At 60.8% G+C, this 21,681-nt stretch carries 18 protein-coding genes; 11 read left to right on the top strand and 7 right to left on the bottom strand.

Annotation, left to right across the window (positions count from 1 at the left end):
• Positions 1-107 precede the first annotated feature (107 nt).
• Complete coding sequence (gene clpX / locus G6N83_RS13230) at positions 108-1,376, top strand: ATP-dependent Clp protease ATP-binding subunit ClpX (protein WP_165142785.1); 1,269 nt, start codon at positions 108-110, stop codon at positions 1,374-1,376.
• Between the two features lie 38 nt (positions 1,377-1,414).
• Here the strand turns inward: clpX and G6N83_RS13235 are convergent, their stop codons facing one another.
• From G6N83_RS13235 to G6N83_RS13250, 4 genes are all read right to left on the bottom strand, one after another.
• Positions 1,415-3,469: a M3 family metallopeptidase gene (locus G6N83_RS13235; protein ID WP_165142787.1), complete on the bottom strand. Its 2,055-nt coding sequence runs from the start codon at positions 3,467-3,469 to the stop codon at positions 1,415-1,417.
• Between the two features lie 31 nt (positions 3,470-3,500).
• Positions 3,501-3,701 carry a hypothetical protein gene (locus G6N83_RS13240; protein WP_311737111.1) on the bottom strand — a complete coding sequence of 67 codons (201 nt, stop codon included), beginning with the start codon at positions 3,699-3,701 and terminating at the stop codon, positions 3,501-3,503.
• A gap of 49 nt (positions 3,702-3,750) precedes the next feature.
• Complete coding sequence (gene valS / locus G6N83_RS13245) at positions 3,751-6,330, bottom strand: valine--tRNA ligase (RefSeq protein ID WP_165142791.1); 2,580 nt, start codon at positions 6,328-6,330, stop codon at positions 3,751-3,753.
• Between the two features lie 188 nt (positions 6,331-6,518).
• Entirely contained in the window at positions 6,519-7,835 is a 1,317-nt protein-coding gene (locus G6N83_RS13250; RefSeq protein WP_241246225.1) for an MFS transporter, read from the bottom strand.
• Between the two features lie 248 nt (positions 7,836-8,083).
• Between G6N83_RS13250 and G6N83_RS13255 the strand changes: the two genes are divergently transcribed.
• The gene (locus G6N83_RS13255) at positions 8,084-8,908 is read left to right on the top strand and encodes a type IV toxin-antitoxin system AbiEi family antitoxin domain-containing protein (protein ID WP_165142793.1); all 825 of its coding nucleotides are present in this window, start codon (positions 8,084-8,086) and stop codon (positions 8,906-8,908) included.
• A gap of 35 nt (positions 8,909-8,943) precedes the next feature.
• On the opposite strand, the gene G6N83_RS13805 is transcribed toward G6N83_RS13255, so the two are convergent.
• Positions 8,944-9,090 (bottom strand): hypothetical protein, encoded by a 147-nt coding sequence (locus G6N83_RS13805; RefSeq protein WP_206535815.1) that lies wholly within the window; start codon positions 9,088-9,090, stop codon positions 8,944-8,946.
• Between the two features lie 194 nt (positions 9,091-9,284).
• Between G6N83_RS13805 and ileS the strand changes: the two genes are divergently transcribed.
• Genes ileS through ndk form a run of 4 tightly spaced genes read left to right on the top strand, consistent with a single transcriptional unit; the run spans position 9,285 to position 14,851 of the window.
• Positions 9,285-12,671, top strand: a complete 3,387-nt coding sequence (gene ileS / locus G6N83_RS13260; RefSeq protein WP_165142795.1) for an isoleucine--tRNA ligase — start codon at positions 9,285-9,287, stop codon at positions 12,669-12,671.
• Complete coding sequence (locus tag G6N83_RS13265) at positions 12,668-14,020, top strand: bifunctional folylpolyglutamate synthase/dihydrofolate synthase (protein WP_165142797.1); 1,353 nt, start codon at positions 12,668-12,670, stop codon at positions 14,018-14,020. Before ileS ends, G6N83_RS13265 begins: the two co-directional genes overlap by 4 nt.
• Positions 14,008-14,433: a DUF4233 domain-containing protein gene (locus tag G6N83_RS13270; RefSeq protein ID WP_165142799.1), complete on the top strand. Its 426-nt coding sequence runs from the start codon at positions 14,008-14,010 to the stop codon at positions 14,431-14,433. Before G6N83_RS13265 ends, G6N83_RS13270 begins: the two co-directional genes overlap by 13 nt.
• Position 14,434: 1 nt before the next feature.
• On the top strand, positions 14,435-14,851 hold the full coding sequence (gene ndk / locus G6N83_RS13275; protein WP_165142801.1) for a nucleoside-diphosphate kinase: 417 nt from the start codon (positions 14,435-14,437) through the stop codon (positions 14,849-14,851).
• A 43-nt stretch (positions 14,852-14,894) separates the two neighbouring features.
• On the opposite strand, the gene G6N83_RS13280 is transcribed toward ndk, so the two are convergent.
• Entirely contained in the window at positions 14,895-15,488 is a 594-nt protein-coding gene (locus G6N83_RS13280) for a vitamin K epoxide reductase family protein (protein ID WP_165142803.1), read from the bottom strand.
• A gap of 280 nt (positions 15,489-15,768) precedes the next feature.
• On the opposite strand from G6N83_RS13280, the gene G6N83_RS13285 reads away from it, so the two are divergent.
• Entirely contained in the window at positions 15,769-18,138 is a 2,370-nt protein-coding gene (locus G6N83_RS13285; protein ID WP_165142805.1) for an Rne/Rng family ribonuclease, read from the top strand.
• On the opposite strand, the gene G6N83_RS13290 is transcribed toward G6N83_RS13285, so the two are convergent.
• Positions 18,135-18,422 carry a DUF4031 domain-containing protein gene (locus G6N83_RS13290; RefSeq protein WP_165142807.1) on the bottom strand — a complete coding sequence of 96 codons (288 nt, stop codon included), beginning with the start codon at positions 18,420-18,422 and terminating at the stop codon, positions 18,135-18,137. The genes G6N83_RS13285 and G6N83_RS13290 overlap by 4 nt on opposite strands.
• Positions 18,423-18,669: 247 nt before the next feature.
• Between G6N83_RS13290 and rplU the strand changes: the two genes are divergently transcribed.
• The 4 genes from rplU to proB all read left to right on the top strand — a co-directional run bounded on the left by rplU (position 18,670) and on the right by proB (position 21,674).
• On the top strand, positions 18,670-18,978 hold the full coding sequence (gene rplU / locus G6N83_RS13295; protein ID WP_165142809.1) for a 50S ribosomal protein L21: 309 nt from the start codon (positions 18,670-18,672) through the stop codon (positions 18,976-18,978).
• An 18-nt stretch (positions 18,979-18,996) separates the two neighbouring features.
• A complete protein-coding gene (gene rpmA, locus G6N83_RS13300) occupies positions 18,997-19,254 on the top strand; it encodes a 50S ribosomal protein L27 (protein WP_165142811.1) in 258 nt (85 codons plus the stop codon).
• An 87-nt stretch (positions 19,255-19,341) separates the two neighbouring features.
• Positions 19,342-20,847 (top strand): GTPase ObgE, encoded by a 1,506-nt coding sequence (gene obgE, locus G6N83_RS13305; protein WP_165142813.1) that lies wholly within the window; start codon positions 19,342-19,344, stop codon positions 20,845-20,847.
• The gene (proB, locus tag G6N83_RS13310) at positions 20,844-21,674 is read left to right on the top strand and encodes a glutamate 5-kinase (RefSeq protein WP_165142815.1); all 831 of its coding nucleotides are present in this window, start codon (positions 20,844-20,846) and stop codon (positions 21,672-21,674) included. The genes obgE and proB overlap by 4 nt, the downstream gene beginning before the upstream one ends.
• The last annotated feature ends 7 nt before the right edge of the window (positions 21,675-21,681 follow it).

Below are 21,681 nucleotides of genomic sequence, written 5' to 3' on the forward strand. Positions count from 1 at the left end.
CACGTAGGACAAGCCATTCGCGGCGAGCGCCCGACAATACCCACGGATGTCGGTTGCAGCAGCTAGGCTCGAAAACCACGGTGGAAGCCGCCTTAAGGAGGAATGAAATGGCACGAATCGGTGAAAGCGCCGACCTTTTCAAGTGTTCCTTCTGTGGCAAAAGCCAAAAGCAGGTGCAGCAACTGATCGCCGGCCCGGGTGTGTACATCTGCGACGAATGCGTCGAGTTGTGTAATGAAATCATCGAAGAGCGCATGGCAGAGCAGGGCTCTGGCGTCGTTTCCGATTTTGAACTCCCCAAGCCGCGCGAGATCTTCGACTTTCTCGAGGAGTATGTCGTCGGTCAAAAAGATGCGAAGCGTGCGCTGTCTGTGGCTGTCTACAACCACTACAAGCGTGTGCAGTCGCACACGACGATCACTTCCGCCGAGCAGCGGGCCGATGAAGTGGAGATCGCGAAGAGCAACATTTTGCTCCTCGGTCCTACCGGGTGTGGCAAGACCTATCTCGCGCAGACGCTCGCGAAGCGACTGAACGTTCCGTTCGCCGTCGCCGATGCAACGGCCCTGACTGAAGCAGGCTACGTCGGCGAAGATGTCGAGAACATTCTTCTCAAGCTGCTCCAGGCTGCGGACTTCGACACAAAGCGTGCCGAGACGGGCATCATCTACATTGACGAGGTCGATAAGGTTGCTCGCAAGGCCGAGAACCCTTCGATCACGCGCGATGTTTCGGGTGAGGGCGTGCAGCAGGCGTTGCTGAAGATCCTCGAGGGCACGGTCGCTTCGGTTCCACCTCAGGGTGGCCGTAAGCACCCCCACCAAGAGTTCATTCAGATCGACACGACCAACGTGCTGTTCATCGTCGCTGGAGCATTTGCCGGTCTCGAAGACATCATCTCTTCGCGCGTCGGCCGGCACGGTGTCGGGTTCGGTGCTCAGCTGCAAGACAAAGACGCGCAGGCGAATTTGTTCGGCGAGGTGCTTCCAGAGGATCTGCACAAATTCGGCCTCATCCCGGAGTTCATCGGGCGCCTTCCGGTCGTCGCCTCCGTCGCGCCCCTCGACCAGTCAGCTTTGATGGAGATTCTCACGACTCCGCGCAATGCGCTCGTCAAGCAGTATCAGCGCATGTTCGAGATCGATGGTGTCGAGCTAGAGTTCGAAAGCGGTGCACTAGAGGCGATCGCTGACCTCGCCGTATTGCGAAAGACGGGCGCACGCGGGTTGCGAGCCATCCTGGAAGACGTTCTCGGGCCAATCATGTTCGAGATTCCGTCTGCCGATGACGTCGACAAGGTCATCATCACTCGCGAGTCGGTCGAGACGAACGCCGCTCCCACGTTCGTTCTACAGCAAAAGCGCAAGAGCGCGTAACTCGATCACACCGGTAGTGCCAGCGTGATCGACAACGCTTAGTCGTGCAGGCCGCGGCGTTTGAGGAGCGGCGCGATATCGGCATCACGTCCGCGAAAATCTCTATAAACCGCCAGAGGATTCTGCGATCCACCCACGCCCAGGATGCGCGACCGGAATCGATCCCCGTTCGCGCGCGTTAGCCCGGCGTTGTCACGGAACCATTCGACAGTGTCGGCATCAAGCACTTCGCTCCAAATGTAGGAGTAATAGCCCGCACTGTAGCCGCCAGAAAAGACGTGCGCGAAATAAGTCGACGAGTATCGGGGCGGGATGACCGGGTTAAGAAGCCCGATGTCTGCAAGTGCTTCGGCTTCGAAAGCTGCAACGTCGGTGATAGCGGCAGCATCCGATGTGCTCAACGAGTGCCATGCTTGATCGATCCAGGCCGCGGCCAAGTACTCGCTCGTCGCAAAGCCCTCGTTGAAGGCGACCGAGCTGGTGAGCGCCGCAACGGTCTCATCGGGTAGTTGTGCGCCGGTTTCGACGTGTCGTGCATAGTTGCGCAGTACTTCGGGCCAGTAGATCCACATCTCATTGACCTGACTGGGAAACTCGACAAAGTCGCGAAAGACGTTCGTTCCACCAAATGAAGGAAATGTGACGCGCGCAAAGAGCCCATGCAGTGCGTGGCCGAACTCGTGGAAGAGTGTCGTCACTTCGTCGAGCGTCAAAAGCGTCGGTTCGCCGCTCGAGGGCTTCGATACGTTGAGGTTGTTGACCACGATCGGATGATCGTCACTCAGTTGCGACTGCACGGCTATGGAATTCATCCATGCTCCGCCCCGCTTAGAGTCACGCGTGTAGAGATCCAAAATGTACAAACCCAACGGGGTGCCGTCGTGCTCGTGCACTTCGAAGACACGCGCATCAGGGTGGTAGGCCTTCACATCCGCACGTTCTGTGAAGGTGACACCGAAGAGAGCCGACGCCGCGAAGAACACGCCGTCGACAAGCACACGATCTGCCTCGAACCAGGGACGAAGTGCGGCCGTATCGAGGTCGTATTGCGCGGCTCGCACTTTTTCAGTGACATACGCCCAGTCAGACGCTTCCAGAGGATCGCGTGACTCGCTGCTCTCATCGCTGACATGCTGCAGTGCACGCTGTTCTTTGGCGGCGTTTCGGGCCGCGGGGACCGCAAGCCGCCGCAGCATGTCAGCGACGGCTTCCGGCGACCCAGCAGTTTCGCCGGATGTGATGAAAGCGGCGTGAGAGGCAAAGCCGAGGAGCTCTGCGCGTTCGGCACGCAGCCGCACGATTTCGAGGAGTACTCGGTCGTTAGGGTGGGCGCCACCGGCGGCGCCGCGCGCGCGTGACGCGTGCATCAGCTTCGCACGTGTGGCTCGCGAGGTCAGTGATGACAGAAGCGGATGCCCCGTAAATAATCGCAGCGTGATCAGATACCCGTCGAGCCCGCGTTCGCGCGCAGCCGCCGCCGCGGATTGCAACTCGCCCGGGGTGAGCCCTTCGAGTTCCGCGTCATCGGTGAGGTGAAGGGCGAGATCGTTCGTGTCGGCTAGCAGATTCTTTTCGAATGCTGTCGTGAGTACGGAAAGACGTTGATTGAGGGCGCGAAGACGACCCTTTGCCTCATCGTCAAGTCCGGCGCCGGCGCGCGTCATGGCCGTAAATCGTCGTTCGGCGAGGTAACGCTGGTCGGCATCTGGAAGGGCAGCGCTCTGATTATGAATCGCAACAACGCGTTCGTAAAGCGCACTGTCGAGCAGGATTCCGTCGAAGTGTTCTGACATCAGTGGCGCAAGAGTTTCGTCCACCTGCTGAATGGACTCTGTCGCATCAGCGGAAGAAACTGTGTAGAACGTGCGCGATAGTCGCCCGAGCAGCCTCCCGCTCTCTTCCCACGCGACGAGAGTGTTTTCGAACGTGGCAGGTTCGCTAGAAGCAGCGATGGCAGCGATTTCGGCGTTGTGCTCAGCAAAAGCGATCTCGAACGCGGGCAGGTAATGCCCGGGCTCGATGAGCTCGTAGGGCGGCAGGCCGTAGGGCAGATCGCTGGGCGTGAGGAGTGGATTGGCCGCGGCATCCGTCATGATTCGAGCGTAACGGCGGCCGGTGCTCGCGTTATGCGAATTCGTCGTCGACGTCGTGATGCACGACTGCCTGTCCGTCGGCGTCAAGAGTGACGATGATGCCGGTTTCCAGTTCAGCGATCGGGCGGCCCTCTAAAAATGTGAGTGTCCACCTAGGTGTCGCAGCGGCGAGCCCGTCGGAGATCATCGACTCTTCGACGCGAGCTATCTCTTTGTGAAGTGCAGCGGGCACGGCGGCAGGCGGCTGGGCACCTACGCTCCACCGGGTTCCGAGTTGCATATCAGGCCTCCTGCGGTGCGAGTTCGATGTGGGTGACGGCGGTTGTCTCACCCGAAACGTAATCGATTTCTGCGATCCGACCCACTGCCTTGAGGTCGTCTTCGGCGAGTCGGAGGGCCGCGAGTGCGACAGGCGCGCCGGCAATTGTCATCCGTGCGACTGCCGTCTTCTGGGATGCCTTTGCCTCCGTTTTCGCGCGACGGATGCCGATGAGCGCTTCCCCGACGATCGACAGTACGGTCGTGTCTCCCCCTCGTGTCTGGGCTTCGGGCCACGGGGAAGTGTGGATAGATCCGTCGTTGAACCACGACCAGGCCTCTTCAGTAGCGAACGAGAGCACGGGCGCGAGCAACCGCAGTAACGACGAAAGCGCGAGACGCAGCGCGAGAGCAGCTGATGCCTGTGCTTCGTGGCCCTGGTCGTATGCGCGCTCCTTCACGAGTTCGAGGTAGTCGTCGCAGAATGTCCAGAAGAACGATTCGGTGATTTCCAGTGCGCGAGCGTGGTCGTAGTTCTCGAGTGCTGTTGTGGCATCCCGGATGACCGTGTCAAGATTCGCCAGCATCGAAGCGTCTAGCGGGTGCGTCACTTCCGCACCGTCGGGAACTGGGAACGACAGCACGAACTTGGCAGCGTTCAAAACCTTGATCGCGAGGCGGCGACCGATCTTGATCTGTGTCGGGTTCTGCGGATCGAAAGCAGCGTCGGTTCCGAGTCGGCTAGATGCCGCCCAGTAGCGAACGGCATCCGATCCGTGCTTTTCCAGGATGTCGGCAGGCGTAACGACGTTACCCTTCGATTTCGACATCTTCTTGCGGTCCGGGTCGACGATGAAGCCCGAAATTGCCGCGTTCTTCCACGGTGTGCGGTTGTCTTCGAGCGCGCTTCGCAACATGGTCGAAAAGAGCCAGGTACGGATGATGTCTTGGCCCTGCGGGCGAAGATCGAACGGCGCGACCAGATTCCATAGTTCCGGGTCGCGCTCCCAGCCGCCGGCGAGCTGCGGAGTGAGTGATGACGTTGCCCACGTGTCGAAGATGTCGCGCTCGGCATCGAACCCGCCCGCGACACCGCGCTGGTTTTCGCTGTAGCCAGCAGGAACATCGGTGGTGGGGTCTACCGGGAGGAGCGACACGTCTGGCACGAGGACCCGCTCGTAGTCGCGCTCACCGTTCTCATCGAGCGCGTACCAGAGCGGAATCGGCACACCGAAGAAACGCTGGCGAGAAACGAGCCAGTCACCGGTGAGTCCGTTGGTCCAGTTTTCGTAGCGAACGCGCATGAACTCCGGATGCCACGCCACTTCGCGACCGAGGTTCACCAGCTTCTCGCGAAGTTCCGCATCGCGAGCGCCATTTCTCACGTACCACTGGCGGGTCGATACGATTTCGAGCGGTCGGTCACCCTTTTCGAAGAACTTGACGGCGTGTGCGAAGGGCTTTCCGACCTCCAGAAGTTCGCCCGATTCGGTCAGCAGCTCGACGATGCGCTTCTTCGCGCTGAACACCGTCTTTCCAGCGATCTCTGCGTAATGCGTCTTCGCTGTTTCGCTGACGAGCGTTTCGGGCGCGTCGGCGACGATGCGTCCGTCTTTGCCGAGGATCGTACGGTTGGGGAGATCGAGTTCGCGCCACCAGATGATGTCGGTGACGTCACCGAACGTACAGATCATCGCGATGCCTGAGCCCTTGTCTTTCTGCGCGAGCTGGTGCGCGAGTACTGGCACTTCAACATCGAATAGCGGGCTGCGAACTGTTGTACCGAACAACGGCTGGTACCGCTCGTCATCCGGGTGCGCGACCAACGCGACGCACGCCGCGAGCAGTTCCGGGCGAGTTGTTTCGATTACGACGTCGCCGCTGCCATCTGTCTTGTGGAAGGCGACGCGGTGGTAGGCAGCCTGTTGCTCGCGGTCTTCGAGCTCTGCCTGCGCGATAGCCGAGCGGAAGTCGACGTCCCAGAGCGTGGGCGCCATCGACTGGTATGCCTCGCCACGTTCGATGTTCTTGATGAATGCGAGCTGGCTGCTGCGTATCGTCTCATCGGAAATAGTGCGGTATGTCTGCGACCAATCGACGCTGAGGCCGAGGCTCCGCCACAGCTCTTCGAAGAACTTCTCATCTTCGACGGTGAGCTTTTCGCAGAGCTCGATGAAGTTGCGGCGACTGATCGGCAACTGGTCCGCAGCTTTGCTGCTCTTGTTGTCGCCACCCTCGTAGGGCGGAACAAAGTCAGGTGTGTAGGGGAGCGAGGTATCACAACGCACGCCGTAGTAGTTCTGCACGCGCCGCTCGGTGGGGAGACCGTTGTCGTCCCAACCCATCGGGTAGAACACGGTCTTGCCGCGCATCCGCTCGAAACGCACCTTCACATCGGTGTGCGTGTAACTGAAGACGTGCCCGATGTGGAGGCTCCCCGATGCCGTCGGTGGGGGAGTATCGACACTGAATACTCCGGCACGGCCGACCTTCGACGCAGCGGCCCGATCAAACGCGTAGGTTGCGGCCGCCGACCACGCGGCATCCCACTTCTTTTCGAGTCCTTCGAGGGCGGGCTTGTCGGGGATGATTGCTTCGGCCACGGGAGACTCCTCGGCGATATGTGCGGCACTGTGTGAGCGTGCCTGAATGTCGGAACTCCCCGATTCTAACGGCGCTAACGGCGCTCGCGTTCCCCGCGATCGCGCTCACCACGTTCGGTCGGAGAATCGCACTGCGTCGGAAGGTTCTTTGCGAAGGGATCCGACGGAATGCGATTCTCCGACCGAACTCAGACCCGCTCTTGGATGATGTCGACCTTCTTCATGCGCGATGCAGCCCACGCGGACACCAGGGTGATGGCCGACATCACGCCCAGAACAATTCCAGGGTGCCACCAGGCGAAGTCGGTGGACTTACCAAGTTCGAGCGTGATGCTCGGAACGAAGCCACTCGCGGTCGCGGCGATCGCATAGGCGAACGAAAGCGCTGAGTAGCGGAAGTGCGCGGGGAAGAGGTCCGCCATGAGCCCGCCGAGGCCCGCCCAAGCCATCGTTGGCAGGATGCCGCCGATGATCATCGTGCTGACCAAGATCGGGAAGGTTGCAAACTGCAGGAGATAGTACATCGGGAACGCGATGATGAGCGTGCCGAGCGAACCGAACATCACGAGACGCGCAGAGCCGATGCGCGTCGCCCATACGCCGAACAATGGGATTGTCACGAGCTGGAGGAGCGCTCCGATAGTGGTCGCAACGAGCAGGCTCTGATACGTAAAGCCGAGTTCGGTCACGCCGTAGTTGATCGTGTAGGTGTTCATTAGTGCGTACGATCCAATGCCGAGAAGCGCGGCACCGATAGCGACGGCCATTGCTATTGGACTGCTCTTGAACATCGTCAAGAACGGCACGCGATCGCGGCGCTTTTCTTCCTTGACTCCCTCGAACACCGGAGTTTCAGTGATGTTGAGCCGCAGATACAGCGAAACTGCGAGCAGCGGGAAAGCGACGAGGAAAGGGATGCGCCAGCCCCATGCCGCCAACTCCTCGGAGGGAAGAACGGTGGTCATGATGATGAACAGCGTGGCCGACAGGATCGATCCCACCGGTGACCCGAGCTGGGGTATTGCCGCGTAGAAAGCGCGCTTGAGCGGGCTCGCGTGCTCTGTGGCGATCAAAATCGATCCGCCCCACTCTCCTCCGAGCGAGATTCCCTGTGCAATACGGAGGATGACGAGGAGGACTGCGCCCAGCCACCCTGCCTGTGCGTAGGTGGGCAAAGCGCCGATCAGGCCGGTTGCCACCCCCATGATTCCGATTGTCCAGAGAAGTGTTGCGCGCCTTCCAAGGCGGTCGCCCATGTACCCGAAGATCAAGGCGCCGATGGGACGCACAACGAACGCGATCGCGATGGTGAGGAACGCAAGCGTTGTGCCACCGATTTCGCCGAGCGGATCGAAGAAGAGCGGCCCGACAAAGAATGCTGCGAAATAGGCGTAGACGTAGAAGTCAAACGATTCGAGTGAGGTGCCGACCATCGATGCCCACGCCACACGGCGAGTGGGCTTCGTCGACGCGGACGAGGGAGGAAGTGTCGCAGCAGAAGTCACGAGAGACCATCTTGCCACTGCTTTCGCGCGTTGTTGCACGCAGGCCAACAATTACCTCAACCATTTCGGTCGAGATGTTGGGGCGGAGAATCGCGCTCGGTCGGATGTAAGCCGTGTAGGAAGCCCGACGTATCGCGATTCTCCGACCGGATCCGATGTGTTCTCCACAACTCGCGCTCAGCGACAGAACTTCAGGGATGCTGTGTGCATCGTCGTTGAAGACGGGTGGTCGACGCATCCTCATTTCCATGGATCTCCTCGATGCCGTCGAATCATCAAGTGGAATCGCACGCGTTGCGACGCTGGAGCGACGGGGTGTGAGGCGCGCTCGCATTGCCGCAGCTCTCGACAGTGGGACTTTGATCCGACCTCGCCGGGGATGGGTTGCGCTCCCGGATGCTGACATCGAACTCGTCGCCGCGGCTAGGGCGGGAGTCGTGCTCTCGTGCATTACCGCGGCGCGTCGACGTTCGCTGTGGGTGCTCGAAGAAACCGAGTACCACGTTGCTGCGGCGCCGCACGCTCGCGGCGGCAAGCGTCCAGGCGCGCATGTGCACTGGGCTCAACCCGTTGTGCCGCGGCATCCAGATGCCTTGGTCGACGGTGTCGAGAACATGCTTGCGATCGTCTCGGCATGTCAACCTTTCGAGCCAGCACTCGCTGTGTGGGAATCGGCGCTTCGGGTCGGGCTCGTGACCAAGACAGCGTTGGAGATGCTGCCCTTCCATCATCGCGCCCGGGAGATCCTTGCCGTCGCGTCGCCGTACTCGGATTCCGGCTTGGAGAGTTTCATCGTCCCGAGGCTGAAGTGGATGCGGGTGCGGATAATTCCACAGGCTTGGTTACTTGGGCATCGGGTCGACTTTCTTATTGGCGACCGACTCATCCTGCAGATTGATGGCGGGCACCACATGGGCGCTCAGCGCTTAAGCGACAACGCCCACGACGCGCTGCTGATGATCAACGGATTTCATGTGATCCGAGTCGGGTATTCGCAGATCGTGGGGGACTGGGCGCGCGTGCAAGATGTCATCATGCGGGCCGTTGCCCAGGGTCTGCACCTCGCGAAGTGAGATGCCCTTGTGCGACTTACGTCGGAGAATCGCACTCATTCGGAAGCTATCGCCGGAATAGCTCCGACATCGTGCGATTCTCCGACGTAGCTGCGCTCAGCACTACCGCCCCGCGGGATGCGGAACGCACAAGCAACTGCGGCGAGCGCACGCGCGGTGTAACGAGTAGAATCAATGAACACGCTTTGATCCGGATATCACCGGGGAGCACTCGGAAGAGCGGCTTATGCCAGGTAGAACCGAGCGGGTCAGGCCCGTTATAGCCGCAGTGAGAGAGGTCGGATGCCTCGGCAACCGACAACGCAGGGTGGTATCGCGGTCCTTCCCAGGGTCGTCCCGGCATAACTCAAACGCCGACACCCCTGCGAGAACACTCATGAGCTATCCGCGTCGCTCCGCCTTCGGAGCAGCAGCAGATTCAACGACCGCGAACGCCGTCGTTCCGAGCCCGCGCTTTCCCGACATCGAGCGTGACGTGCTCGAGTTCTGGAAGGCCGACGACACCTTCCGTGCGTCGATCGCACAGCGCGAAGGCGCTGAAGAGTGGGTCTTCTACGACGGGCCTCCGTTCGCCAACGGGCTGCCGCATTACGGGCATCTCCTCACGGGTTACGCCAAGGACCTCTTCCCGCGCTTTCAGACCATGCGCGGCAAAAAGGTCGACCGCGTCTTCGGCTGGGACACCCATGGGCTCCCCGCCGAGCTCGAGGCGATGAAGCAGCTTGGTATCACCGAGAAGAGCGAAATCGAAGCCATGGGCATCGACACATTCAATGCGAAGGCGCGCGCTTCGGTGCTGGAATACACGCACGAGTGGGAAGACTATGTCACTCGTCAGGCGCGCTGGGTCGATTTCGAACGGGGCTACAAGACGCTCGATACGGGGTTCATGGAGTCGGTCCTGTGGGCGTTCAAGAGCCTTTACGACAAAGATCTCGCGTACGAGGGATACCGCGTTCTGCCCTACTGCTGGCGTGACGAAACTCCGCTGTCGAACCACGAACTGCGTATGGACGATGACGTTTACAAGATGCGTCAAGATCCGTCTGTGACGGTGACGTTCCCACTGACCGGCGTCAAAGCGGAGGCTCTTGGTCTCACGGCAGTTCGCGCGCTCGCCTGGACAACAACACCGTGGACCCTCCCAACGAACCTCGCACTCGCTGTTGGGCCGGAGATCACCTACGCCGTGCTGTCGGCGGGCCCCGACGGGGCCGCCGATGTGCACCACGCACCCGATGGCGTGTCGGACGATTCGCTCGAGGCGGCATCGCACCGATACCTGCTCGCACGAGATCTCGTCGGAGCGCACGCTAAAGATCTCGGCTATGAGACAGCGGATGACGCGATCGCCGCGATCGAGCGAACCATCACAGGCGCAGAACTCGAAGATGTCACCTACGACCGACTCTTCGATTACTACGCCGATGTCGAGACATGGGCAACGGAGTCGGCCTGGCGAATCCTCGTCGACGATTACGTCACCACGACCGACGGTACCGGAATCGTGCACCAGGCTCCGGCCTACGGTGAAGACGACCAACGCGTGACAGGTGCCGCCGGCATCCCGCTCATCATGAGCCTCGACGACGGTGGAAAGTTCTTGCCCCAGGTTACTGACGTTGCCGGCGAGCTCTGGATGGATGCCAACCGCCCCCTTATCCGTCTGCTTCGCCAGGACGGGCGCTTGCTTCGTGAGGCAAGCTACGAGCACTCGTATCCCCACTGCTGGCGCTGCCGAAACCCACTGATCTACAAGGCAGTGTCGAGCTGGTTTGTGCGTGTCACGTCGATCAAAGACCGGCTCGTCGAGCTCAACGATCAGATCACGTGGGCTCCGGAAAACGTCAAGCATGGTCAGTTCGGCAAGTGGCTCGAAGGTGCACGCGACTGGTCGATCTCCCGTAATCGCTACTGGGGCTCGCCGATCCCGATCTGGAAGAGCGACGACCCGGCTTACCCGCGCGTCGATGCCTACGGCTCGCTCGAGGAGATGGAGCGCGACTTCGGTCGGCTGCCGAAGAACGAAAAGGGCGAGGTCGATTTGCACCGCCCCTACATCGATGACTTGACCCGGCCCAACCCGAACGACCCAACGGGGCAGTCGACGATGCGCCGCATCGAAGACGTGTTCGATGTGTGGTTCGACTCCGGGTCTATGCCCTATGCGCAGGTTCACTACCCCTTCGAGAACCGAGAGTGGTTCGACTCGCACGCACCAGCGGACTTCATCGTGGAGTACATCGGCCAGACGCGTGGCTGGTTCTACGTCATGCACGTGCTCTCGGGCGCACTATTTGACCGCCCTGCCTTCACAGGTGTTTCGTGTCACGGCATCGTCTTGGGTAGCGACGGGCAGAAGATGTCGAAGTCGTTGCGCAACTATCCCGACGTCAGTGAAGTTTTCGACCGCGACGGTTCTGACGCGATGCGATGGTTCCTCATGTCGAGCTCCGTGCTTCGTGGCGGCAACCTTGTCGTGACCGAAGAAGGCATCCGCTCTGGCGTCCGTGAGTTCATGCTCCCGCTGTGGAACACCTGGTATTTCTTCTCGACATACGCGAACGCTGCTGGTGGTGTCGACTCGCAGGGGTACGAAGCGACATGGCGCACCGACTCCACGGATGTGCTCGACCGCTACATCCTCGCGCTGTTGGGTGACCTGGTGCGGGACGTCGCGATTGATCTCGACGCGCTCGATTCGACATCGGCAACGGCGAAGCTGCGCGAATTCAGCGAAGCGCTCACCAACTGGTACATCCGTCGTTCGCGCGACCGATTCTGGAGCGGAGTCGATGCCGAACGCGCTGAGTCCCGTGATGCTTTCGACACGCTCTACACGGTGCTCGAAACACTGACTCGTGTGGCAGCACCGCTTCTCCCGCTGGTTTCCGAGCGCATCTGGCAAGGACTCACCGGTGGACGGAGCGTTCATCTCGAAGACTGGCCGGATGCTACGGCTTTCCCCGCGGCGAGTGACATTCGTGCGGCAATGGACGCTGTGCGCGAGGTCTCTTCTACAGCAAATGCACTGCGTAAGCGCGAGGGCAAGCGTGTTCGGCTGCCTCTTCCGCAGCTCACCGTTGTCGTGTCCAATGCTGCATCGCTTGCTCAGTTCGACGAGATTGTCCGCGACGAACTGAACGTCAAATCGGTCGCTCTCGTCGAACTCACCGAGACCACAGCGTCTGAGTACGGAATCACCCACCGGCTGTCCGTCAACGCGCGCGCCGCTGGTCCGCGTCTGGGTAAGCAGGTGCAGAATGCGATCAAAGCCGCGCGCGCGGGCGAGTGGTCAGAAGAGAACGGCGTGGTCGTTGCCGGCGGAATCCAGCTTGAAGCGGGGGAGTACGAACTCGTTCTCGAAACCACTGGCCGACCACCCGGCGAGGCGTTGGGAACGCTTGATCGCGGCGGATTCGTGTTACTTGACACCGCGACGACTCCCGAACTCGAAGCTGAGGGTCTCGCTCGCGACCTCATTCGCGCGATCCAAGACACCCGCAAGGGCGCAGGATTCGATGTGAGCGATCGCATCGTTCTCACCGTGGCGTTCGAAAACGATGAGGATCGCGAGGCTGTGGCGAGCGTTTTCGACTCGGTCGGGGTTGCTGGTGAGACTCTGGCGGTTGCAGCGTCCGTCATCGCGAAAGAACCCAATTCGACAATCGACGCGACTCACATCGCGGAGTTTGCAGCGCGGGCGTTCGCAAACGTCGGGCCCTTCAGCGTTGCCGTGTCACGAGCGGAGGAGAACCGATGAATGCACAAGCCAAAGCGGATGCCGTCTACGCGGCGCTCCTGCAGCGGCAGGGCGAGCAGTGGGTACAGCCACGCATCGAACGCACGCAGCGGCTGCTCACGCTTCTGGCCGACCCGCAGCACACGTACCGAGTGATTCATGTCACAGGCACAAACGGTAAGACATCGACGAGTCGAATCATCGAAGCCCTGTTGCGGGCGCACGGCCTGAGAACGGGTCTGTTCACGAGCCCTCATCTTGAACGCTTCACCGAACGAATCACTATCGACGGTGAGCCCATCATCGATGAGGCTGTTGCCGACGCATGGGAAGAGATTCAGCCCTTCGTTGAGCTCGTCGACAACGAGCTTGTGAGCGAGGGTGACGCGCCCCTGACATTTTTCGAACTTCTCACGGTGCTCGCGTTCGTTTCGTTCGCCGACGCACCCGTCGACGTGGCTGTCATCGAGGTCGGGATGGGCGGGCTTTGGGATTCCACGAATACCGCCGATGGCGATGTTGCAGTCTTCACTCCGATCGATATGGATCATGCCGACCGATTGGGATCGACAATCACAGAAATTGCGACTGTGAAGTCAGGGATCATCAAGAACGGAGCGGCAGTGGTTTCGGCCCGCCAAAGTCCGGAAGCGGCCGCCGTGCTTCAGCGCGCGGCTTCGGCGCATGACACCCGCGTCGCAACCGAGGGTGAGGAATTCGCGGTGACGGCAGATCGGCTCGCGGTCGGCGGACAACTCATCTCGATCAGGGGCCTTGCAGGTCAGTACGACGATGTCTACCTCCCGATGTACGGCGAACACCAGGGCGCCAACGCCGCTCTCGCCGTCGCGGCCGTCGAATCGCTCATCGGGGCCGGCACGCAGCGGATTTCCGATCAGATTGTGACGGACGGCTTCAGCATCGCGACGTCACCTGGCCGCCTCGAGCTCGTCGGAATCGCTCCAACAGTGCTGGTGGATGCCGCGCACAACCCGCATGGGGTCCACGCGCTCGTTCAAGCCTTAAAGGATGCCTTCGACTTCGACGATTGGGGCGTCGTGCTCGGAGTGCTCGACGACAAGGATGCCGCCGGCATCGTCGCTGAAATTGGCTCTGTTGCGTCGCACGTGTTCGCTACCGCGCCAGAGTCAGAGCGTGCACGTGACGCTGATGGCGTGGCGGACCTCGCGGAGGCCGCTGGCCTGACCGTGACTGTCCACCCAGGAATCTCCGACGCCTCTGACGCGGCGCGTGCCTGGGCATCAGAGGGTGAGCGGCGCGCCGTTGTGATCGCGGGGTCTGTGGTTCTTGCGGGAGAGGCGCTCCTGCTTGCGCGGGAGGAAGATTGGAAAGCCGGGTGGAACAGTTGACCGACGACAGTTCATCGGAGCCACCGCGTCAGCGCCGTGCGCGCGGGGCCGCGGAGTCGCTCGGTTCGATCGTGCTCGGCTTCGAATCGATCATTGTCTTTCTCGGCGGTTTAGTGGTGTTCGGTCTTCGTGCATTGCCGGATGCTGTGGCCCCCTGGTGGGGGATCGTAGGCGGCGCGGTTGTTGCGCTCGTGATGATCGCGATATCTGGGCTTCTTCGACACCGTTGGGCTTTCGCGGTGGGGTGGGCACTGCAAGCGCTGCTGCTGCTGAGCGCTTTTCTCGTTCCGGCAATGCTTTTCGTCGCGCTCATTTTTGGCGGCATGTGGGCGTATGCAACGATCAAAGGGGCCTCACTCGACCAGCGCAACGCGCAGCTGGCACGTGAGGCCAAAAACCCGAACGGAGAGTGACATGTCGACGGAAGAGACCCTCGTCTTGGTTAAGCCCGATGGTGTGGCTCGTGGCCTTACCGGCGCGATTCTTGCCCGCATTGAAGCGAAGGGATATGCGCTTGTCGATATCCGCCTCGTGGAGCCCGATCGCGAGCGCCTAGAGCGCCACTATGAAGAGCACGCGGGTAAACCGTTTTACGAGCCGCTTGTCGAGTTCATGATGTCGGGTCCATCTGTTGCGATCCGGCTCGCCGGCAACCGCGTCATCGAAGGTTTCCGTTCCCTTGCGGGTACGACCGACCCGACCTCGGCCGCTCCTGGAACCATCCGCGGAGATTTCGGTCGCGACTGGGGACTCAAAGTTCAGCAGAACCTTGTGCACGGTAGCGACAGCACCGAATCAGCGACGCGCGAGCTTGGAATTTGGTTCAACTAACGCGTGAGGCCGGGTAACTGGGCGTCTTCTTCAGGGCGAGTGCTTAGAAGAAGACGCCCAGTTCCAGTTGAGCCAGGAGCGCGATCAGCGCGTAGCTCAGGATCGTCATGAGCACGATCCACGGTGTCAGTGCCCGTGCCGCGCGCCGAATGCTCGTCGGCGCCGGGAGCAGCCCGCTTCGAAGGATGTAGAGGGTGACAGCGTAGAACGTGGGTATCACCACTGACCAGGTCACCATGCACCACGGGCAGAGGGTGTGGATCACGAAGATGCTCTGGCTAATAAGCCAAATGACGAAGCCAATTGCGAACAGCATCCCCAGTTCAAACAGCCACCAGAACCACTTCGCAAACCTGGCTCCGGCCAAGATTGCGACGCCGACGACGATGGGTGCAATCCACGCGGCGAGCCCGATGATCGGGTTGGGAAAGCCGAAAACACTGCCTTGCGGCGAGTTGAGGTTTTCTCCACACTGCACGAGAACGCTGAAGTCACACGCCGCTTTTGAACCGGGGTTCTCAAGGAGATGGAACTTCTCCATCGTCAGAGAGAATGCCGCCCACCAACCCACAACTCCGGCAATGATGAGCCAAATGGCGAGGGTCGTAGGTCGTCTCGTTGAGGTGCTGTGCGGCATGTGGGAATTATCGCATCCGCTCGTGGGAGTGTCGCCCTGAGAAATGCCGTCAGGCTGGCATTCACACAATTGGCCAGCGATAGTGCGATAATGGGTGTTGATACCATTCGCGGCCGCGCCGCAACAGGTTATCGACGCAGACTTTGGGGGCAACGATCGCCCTCGCAGCACGAGCCAGGGGCCTGCTGCATACCGAAAGAGCTGATGGCGCCGCAGGTGTGGTGCCGCACAAGATTTTGCCGGGCGACGCGCGGTGTCGTCCGCTAGGAGTACAGCGGTGATGGCCGATGACCAGAACACTCAGTCCAATTCAGATGACCCGTCGGAAGCTGACGCGATCGTAGCTGTCGCGCTCGACACGGTGGCAGAAACCTCGGTCGACGCCGATGTGGTGTCGGTCACGACAGAAGCGTCTGCGCCGGTAGAAGAAGATGCGGCTTCGAAGCCGGCGGATGTAGTCGAACCATCGGCGCCAGAGGGGCCGAAGACAGCAGTGAGCCTCGGCTTACTGCCGGAGACTTTCGTTTCTCAAGTGTCGACGGCGCTGCACTTCTACGCTCCGGAACTCCCTCCGTTGCCGGAGAGAGAATTCGTCGATCACGAAAACCGTCGTGACAACTCTCGTGACGATCGCGAAGACGACGCTTCATCCGGCTCGGCTCGTCGCCGCAATCGGCGCCGTGGCGGAAGCGATCAGCGTGCGGAAAGCGAACCGCGCGAGTCTGCTCCGCGTCAGCGCCCTGTCGAGGTCATTACTGAGCCGCAGCGAATCAAGGGCTCAACTCGACTCGAGGCTAAGAAACAGCGCCGTCGTGACGGACGTGACGCGGGACGTCGTCGCCCCGTTGTCACAGAGGCCGAGTTTCTTGCCCGCCGTGAGGCTGTCGACCGCGCGATGATCGTTCGGTCGAAGAATGGGCGAATTCAGATCGGCGTGCTCGAAGACAAGGTGCTCGTCGAGCACTACGTCGCTCGAAACCAGGACGCCTCGCTTATCGGCAACGTCTACCTTGGACGTGTACAGAACGTGCTGCCCAGTATGGAAGCCGCGTTCGTCGACATCGGTCGCGGTCGCAACGCCGTGCTCTATTCGGGTGAAGTCGATTGGGATGCCGCCGAAACGGGCAACCAGCCTCGTCGCATTGAGCTAGCGCTCAAATCGGGCGACAAGGTTCTCGTGCAGGTGACCAAAGACCCGGTCGGTCACAAGGGCGCGCGACTGACAAGCCAGATTTCGCTGCCTGGCCGCTATCTCGTTTACGTACCGGCCGGTTCGATGAACGGAATCTCGCGGAAGCTTCCCGACACCGAACGTGCGCGATTGAAGCGCATCCTCAAAGAGGTGTTGCCTGAGTCATCCGGCGTTATCGTCAGGACCGCAGCCGAGGGAGCCACTGAAGAGCAGCTCACCCGCGATGTTCAGCGCCTGACTGCTCAGTGGGAGCATGTCAGTCAGCAGGTCGAATCGATGCAGGCCCCTGCGCTGTTGCACTCAGAGCCCGATCTGCTGGTAAAGATCGTTCGCGATGTCTTCAACGAAGACTTCACAAAACTCCTGATTCAGGGCGAAGAGGCACAGCGCACGATCGAGGGTTACCTCGAAGCTGTCGCTCCTGACCTTCTGGAGCGTGTGGAACGTTACGAGGGTGATGGCGATCCGTTCGACGAATTCCGGATCACTGAGCAGATTGAGAAGGCGCTAGACCGCAAGGTGTGGCTGCCTTCGGGTGGTTCTCTCGTTATCGACCGCACCGAAGCGATGACCGTCGTCGACGTCAACACCGGGAAGTTCGTCGGGTCCGGCGGAAACCTCGAAGAAACCGTCACGAAGAACAACCTCGAAGCTGCCGAGGAGATCGTTCGCCAGCTGCGGTTGCGCGACATCGGCGGCATCATCGTTGTCGACTTCATCGACATGGTTCTCGAGTCGAACCGTGACCTCGTTCTTCGTCGTCTTATCGAGTGTCTCAGCCGTGATCGCACGAAGCACCAGGTCGCGGAGGTCACGTCGCTCGGACTGGTACAGATGACGCGAAAGAAGTTGGGTCTGGGGCTGCTCGAAACATTCAGCGAGGCATGCGAGGTGTGCGCGGGTCGCGGAGTCGTCGTTCACCATGACCCCGTTGTGCGCCATCGCTCTTCGCAGGGCAACGGAAACGGCAATAGCAGCGGTGGAAACAACAACGGTGGAAACAACCGTCGCGGCCGCAATCAGTCTCAAGCACCCTCTGCACCGGCACCGACCGGGTCCACTCACGTCATCACAGAAGGCGTGAAATCTGCGATCGCGCAGATTGCTGCATCCACGATTTCATCGACCGGTGAAGAAAACTTCGACGCGGCTGCACTCGAAGCGGCCGCCGTCGCTGTCGCTGAGGCATCCGTCGCTGCAGACGCCGCGTCCGAGCGTCCAGAGCGAGCAGAGCGCCCCAAGAAGCAGCGGAGAAAGCGTTCCGAAAGTTCGTCGAAGTCAGACTCCAGCACGGCGGCGCCCCGAAAAGAGCGCGACGAGAAGGATTTGCTTCTCGATTCTGTGTTGAACGCTTTGCCTGCTCCGAAAGCGCCAGGACAGGGCAGGTCTCGCCGTCGGGTATCGACGGCTGGTCTCACGCCCGGCTCACCGATTCTGCCGCCAGCGTCAGATAGCTAGCCTGTAGCGTGAGGTTTGCGGGGTCGATCTTTTGCTCGCACCCGCAAACCTGACGCGATCAGTGCCTTTACGAGAGCGTGACCGTCGACATGGCGGGCGCCGGCAGCCACGAGAGTGGCGTGGGATTTTTCTGGCACGTCGTAATGGTCAAGATCAAAACCACGGCGGGGTATCCCTTGCGCTGCGGCGAACTGATGCAACTCGTCCAACGAAGAGTCGCTCACCAGATGTGCCCACAGCATCCCGTGCGCGGGCCAACGTGGGTCGTCAATCAAGATCGCCATCATCTGATCGTATGTCTGGCTTTGGCCCTGTGCGCTGACTGATGATGTCGTCGCGATCCAACGCGGCGTTTCGCCGCAACGCATGTGCTTTTGCCCTGTAGCTTCGCATCAGGTAAAGTATTCCTTTGGTGCGTCTTGTGTAGCAGTTTTGCTGCGTCACGAATGAGAGCCTGGCTTCCGCACCGAAGACTTCCCAGTCTCACAAGGACAACCGGAGCAGTGCGCTCCCAGAAGAAATAGGTGTGAAGTGGTTTACGCAGTAGTGCGCGCCGGTGGTCGGCAGGAGAAGGTCGAAGTTGGCACGGTAGTCGTTCTCGACCGCCTGAAGGCGAAGGTCGGCGACAAGGTCGAACTCCCCGCTGTGCTGTTCGTTGACGGCGATGCTGTCACGACCGACTCAGACAAGCTCGCGAAGATCTCGGTTACGGCCGAGGTTGTCGGTGAAGAGCGCGGACCCAAGATTGTTATCCAGAAGTTCAAGAACAAGACCGGCTACAAGAAGCGCCAGGGGCACCGTCAGGACCTCACGCGCGTCAAAGTAACCGGCATCAAGTAAGCCAGGAGAGGCGCAGAGATGGCACATAAAAAGGGCGCAAGCTCTACTCGTAACGGTCGCGACTCTAACGCTCAGCGACTGGGCGTAAAGCGCTTCGGCGGTCAGGCTGTGGGTGCGGGCGAGATCATCGTTCGCCAGCGCGGCACTCACTTCCACCCCGGCGCGAACGTTGGCCGTGGCGGAGATGACACGCTTTTCGCTCTCGCCGCTGGCGCAGTCGAATTCGGCAACAAGGGCGGCCGCAAGGTCGTCAACATCGTCGCCGCAGCGGAGTAATACCCGCTCACATTTACAACGTCGCGAGGGGTGGGCTTCGGCTCGCCCCTCGCGTTGTTTTCACCCCTTACCGACAAGGAGATCGTTATGGTCACGTTCGTCGATCGTGTCACCCTTCATCTTCGCGCCGGCAAGGGCGGCAATGGATGTGTTTCTGTACGCCGTGAGAAGTTCAAACCCCTCGCCGGCCCCGACGGCGGCAACGGCGGTAACGGCGGCGACATTATTCTCGTGGCCGACCCCAATGTGACGACGCTGCTGTCATATCACCACTCGCCCCACCGCGATGGCGGTAACGGCGGATTCGGTATGGGCGACAATCGCTCGGGTCTACTCGGCGAGTCCGTCGAACTGCCCGTGCCCGTGGGAACTGTCGTGAAAGATGCGGCAGGAGAGCTGCTCGTCGACATGATCGAGCCCGGCATGCGGTTCGTCGTGGCGCCCGGCGGGCGAGGTGGTCTTGGCAACGCGGCCCTCTCATCACAAAAGCGCAAAGCTCCTGGTTTTGCTCTTCTGGGTACGCCCGGCTGGGAAGGCGATGCGCAGCTCGAGCTCAAGACTGTCGCCGACGTCGCGCTCGTTGGGTTTCCCTCCGCTGGAAAGTCCAGCCTTGTGGCCTCGGTTTCGGCCGCACGTCCCAAAATTGCTGACTACCCATTCACTACGCTGCACCCAAACCTCGGCGTCGTCGAGGCGGGAGACGTGCGATACACCATTGCCGACGTTCCTGGTCTGATTGAGGGCGCCAGCGAAGGCAAAGGCTTGGGGCTCGAGTTCCTTCGACATGTCGAACGTTGCACAGTGCTCGTGCACGTGCTCGACTGTGCAACGCTCGACCCAGGCCGCGACCCTCTCAGCGATCTGGATGTCATCCTTGGGGAGCTCGCGGCATATCCCGTCCCGGAGGGGCAGCGGCCACTTCTTGAGCGCCCCCAACTTATTGCGCTGAACAAGCTCGATGTTCCAGAAGCGAAAGATCTTGCTGATCTCGTGCGCCCTGAACTCGAAGAGCGTGGTTTTCGCGTGTTCGATATCTCAGCGGTGAGCCGCGATGGTCTACGCGCACTCACGCTCGCGATCGGTCAAATCGTTGCCGAAGAACGAGCGGCGATTGCTGCTCAGCCTGTTCCCGAGCGCATCGTCATCCGGCCCAAGGGCGCCGAAGCGAACTTCCACATTCGCGTCGAAGGTGGCACCTACGGAAACGTGTACCGCATTCTCGGTGAGAAGCCCGTGCGGTGGGTGCAGCAGACCGATTTCCAGAACGAAGAAGCAGTCGGATTCCTCGCTGACCGCCTGGACCGTCTCGGTATCGAAGACGGATTGTTCCGAGCGGGAGCAACCGCCGGGGCAACCGTCGTCATTGGTGAGGGTGAAGGCATCGTTTTTGACTGGGAGCCGACGGTTCGCTCTGCGGCTGAGCTCATGACAGCGCCCCGCGGAACGGACCCGCGTCTTGTGCAGAATGGTCGCCGCAACACGGCAGAGCGTCGCGAGGGTTACCGCGAACGTATGGATGCCAAAGCGGCTGCGCGTGACGAGCTCGAAGCGGAACGTCGCGCGGAGCGAGAGGCATCCGGAGCGTCTGAGTGACAGCACATCGCCGCGCCGACATTGCTGGCGCTCGTCGCCTCGTTATCAAGGTCGGTTCTTCTTCGATCAGCGGCGCAAACGCGCACAACATCAAGCCTCTCGTTGAAGCTCTAGCCGCCGTGCACGCGCGAGGCGTGCAGGTTGTGCTGGTGTCATCCGGTGCCATCGCGACAGGAATGCCATTCCTCGATCTGGACTCACGCCCCTCGGACCTGGCCACTCAACAAGCAGCAGCAGCTGTGGGCCAAAATGTGTTGATCTACCGGTACCAAGAGGCGCTCCGTCCTTTTGCCATTGTCGCGGGTCAAGTGCTGCTGACCGCGGGTGACCTCGAGAACGCGACTCATCGCTCTAACGCGCGACGCGCCATGGAGCGCCTGCTCGGTCTGCGCATTCTCACCATCGTTAACGAGAACGACACGGTCGCCACGCATGAAATCCGCTTCGGCGATAACGACCGCCTCGCGGCGCTTGTCGCGCAGCTCATCGGGGCGGATGCTCTTGTGCTCCTCAGCGACATCGAAGCCCTCTACACGCGACCGCCAGACCAGCCAGGCGCCACTCCTATCGACACCGTGGGTTTCGACGACGACATATCAGCATTCCAGTTCGGCTCCGTCGTAGTCAACAGCGTCGGTACCGGCGGAGCTGCGACAAAAGCATCGGCAGGGCGCTTGGCTGCGGCATCCGGAGTTGGAGTGCTCGTGACCAGCATCGACCTTGTCACGCGCGCGCTCAACGGCGAGCACGTCGGCACGTGGTTCACGCCAGACCCGAACGCCACGCCAACCCTGACGACAGCTTCAGTGGATACGACCCATCGATAGGATGACG

This window comes from Microbacterium endophyticum, assembly GCF_011047135.1.
GTDB lineage: Bacteria > Actinomycetota > Actinomycetes > Actinomycetales > Microbacteriaceae > Microbacterium > Microbacterium endophyticum.

What these genes read in the sequence shown, in the direction of transcription:
- clpX (WP_165142785.1), top strand. Translation starts at nt 108, where the DNA reads ATGGCACGAATCGGTGAAAGCGCCGACCTTTTCAAGTGTTCCTTCTGT.
- G6N83_RS13285 (WP_165142805.1), top strand. Translation starts at nt 15,769, where the DNA reads ATGGCCGATGACCAGAACACTCAGTCCAATTCAGATGACCCGTCGGAA.
- G6N83_RS13235 (WP_165142787.1), bottom strand. Translation starts at nt 3,469, where the DNA reads ATGACGGATGCCGCGGCCAATCCACTCCTCACGCCCAGCGATCTGCCC.
- G6N83_RS13280 (WP_165142803.1), bottom strand. Translation starts at nt 15,488, where the DNA reads ATGCCGCACAGCACCTCAACGAGACGACCTACGACCCTCGCCATTTGG.
- ileS (WP_165142795.1), top strand. Translation starts at nt 9,285, where the DNA reads ATGAGCTATCCGCGTCGCTCCGCCTTCGGAGCAGCAGCAGATTCAACG.
- G6N83_RS13255 (WP_165142793.1), top strand. Translation starts at nt 8,084, where the DNA reads ATGGATCTCCTCGATGCCGTCGAATCATCAAGTGGAATCGCACGCGTT.
- ndk (WP_165142801.1), top strand. Translation starts at nt 14,435, where the DNA reads ATGTCGACGGAAGAGACCCTCGTCTTGGTTAAGCCCGATGGTGTGGCT.
- G6N83_RS13290 (WP_165142807.1), bottom strand. Translation starts at nt 18,422, where the DNA reads ATGGCGATCTTGATTGACGACCCACGTTGGCCCGCGCACGGGATGCTG.
- rpmA (WP_165142811.1), top strand. Translation starts at nt 18,997, where the DNA reads ATGGCACATAAAAAGGGCGCAAGCTCTACTCGTAACGGTCGCGACTCT.
- G6N83_RS13265 (WP_165142797.1), top strand. Translation starts at nt 12,668, where the DNA reads ATGAATGCACAAGCCAAAGCGGATGCCGTCTACGCGGCGCTCCTGCAG.
- obgE (WP_165142813.1), top strand. Translation starts at nt 19,342, where the DNA reads ATGGTCACGTTCGTCGATCGTGTCACCCTTCATCTTCGCGCCGGCAAG.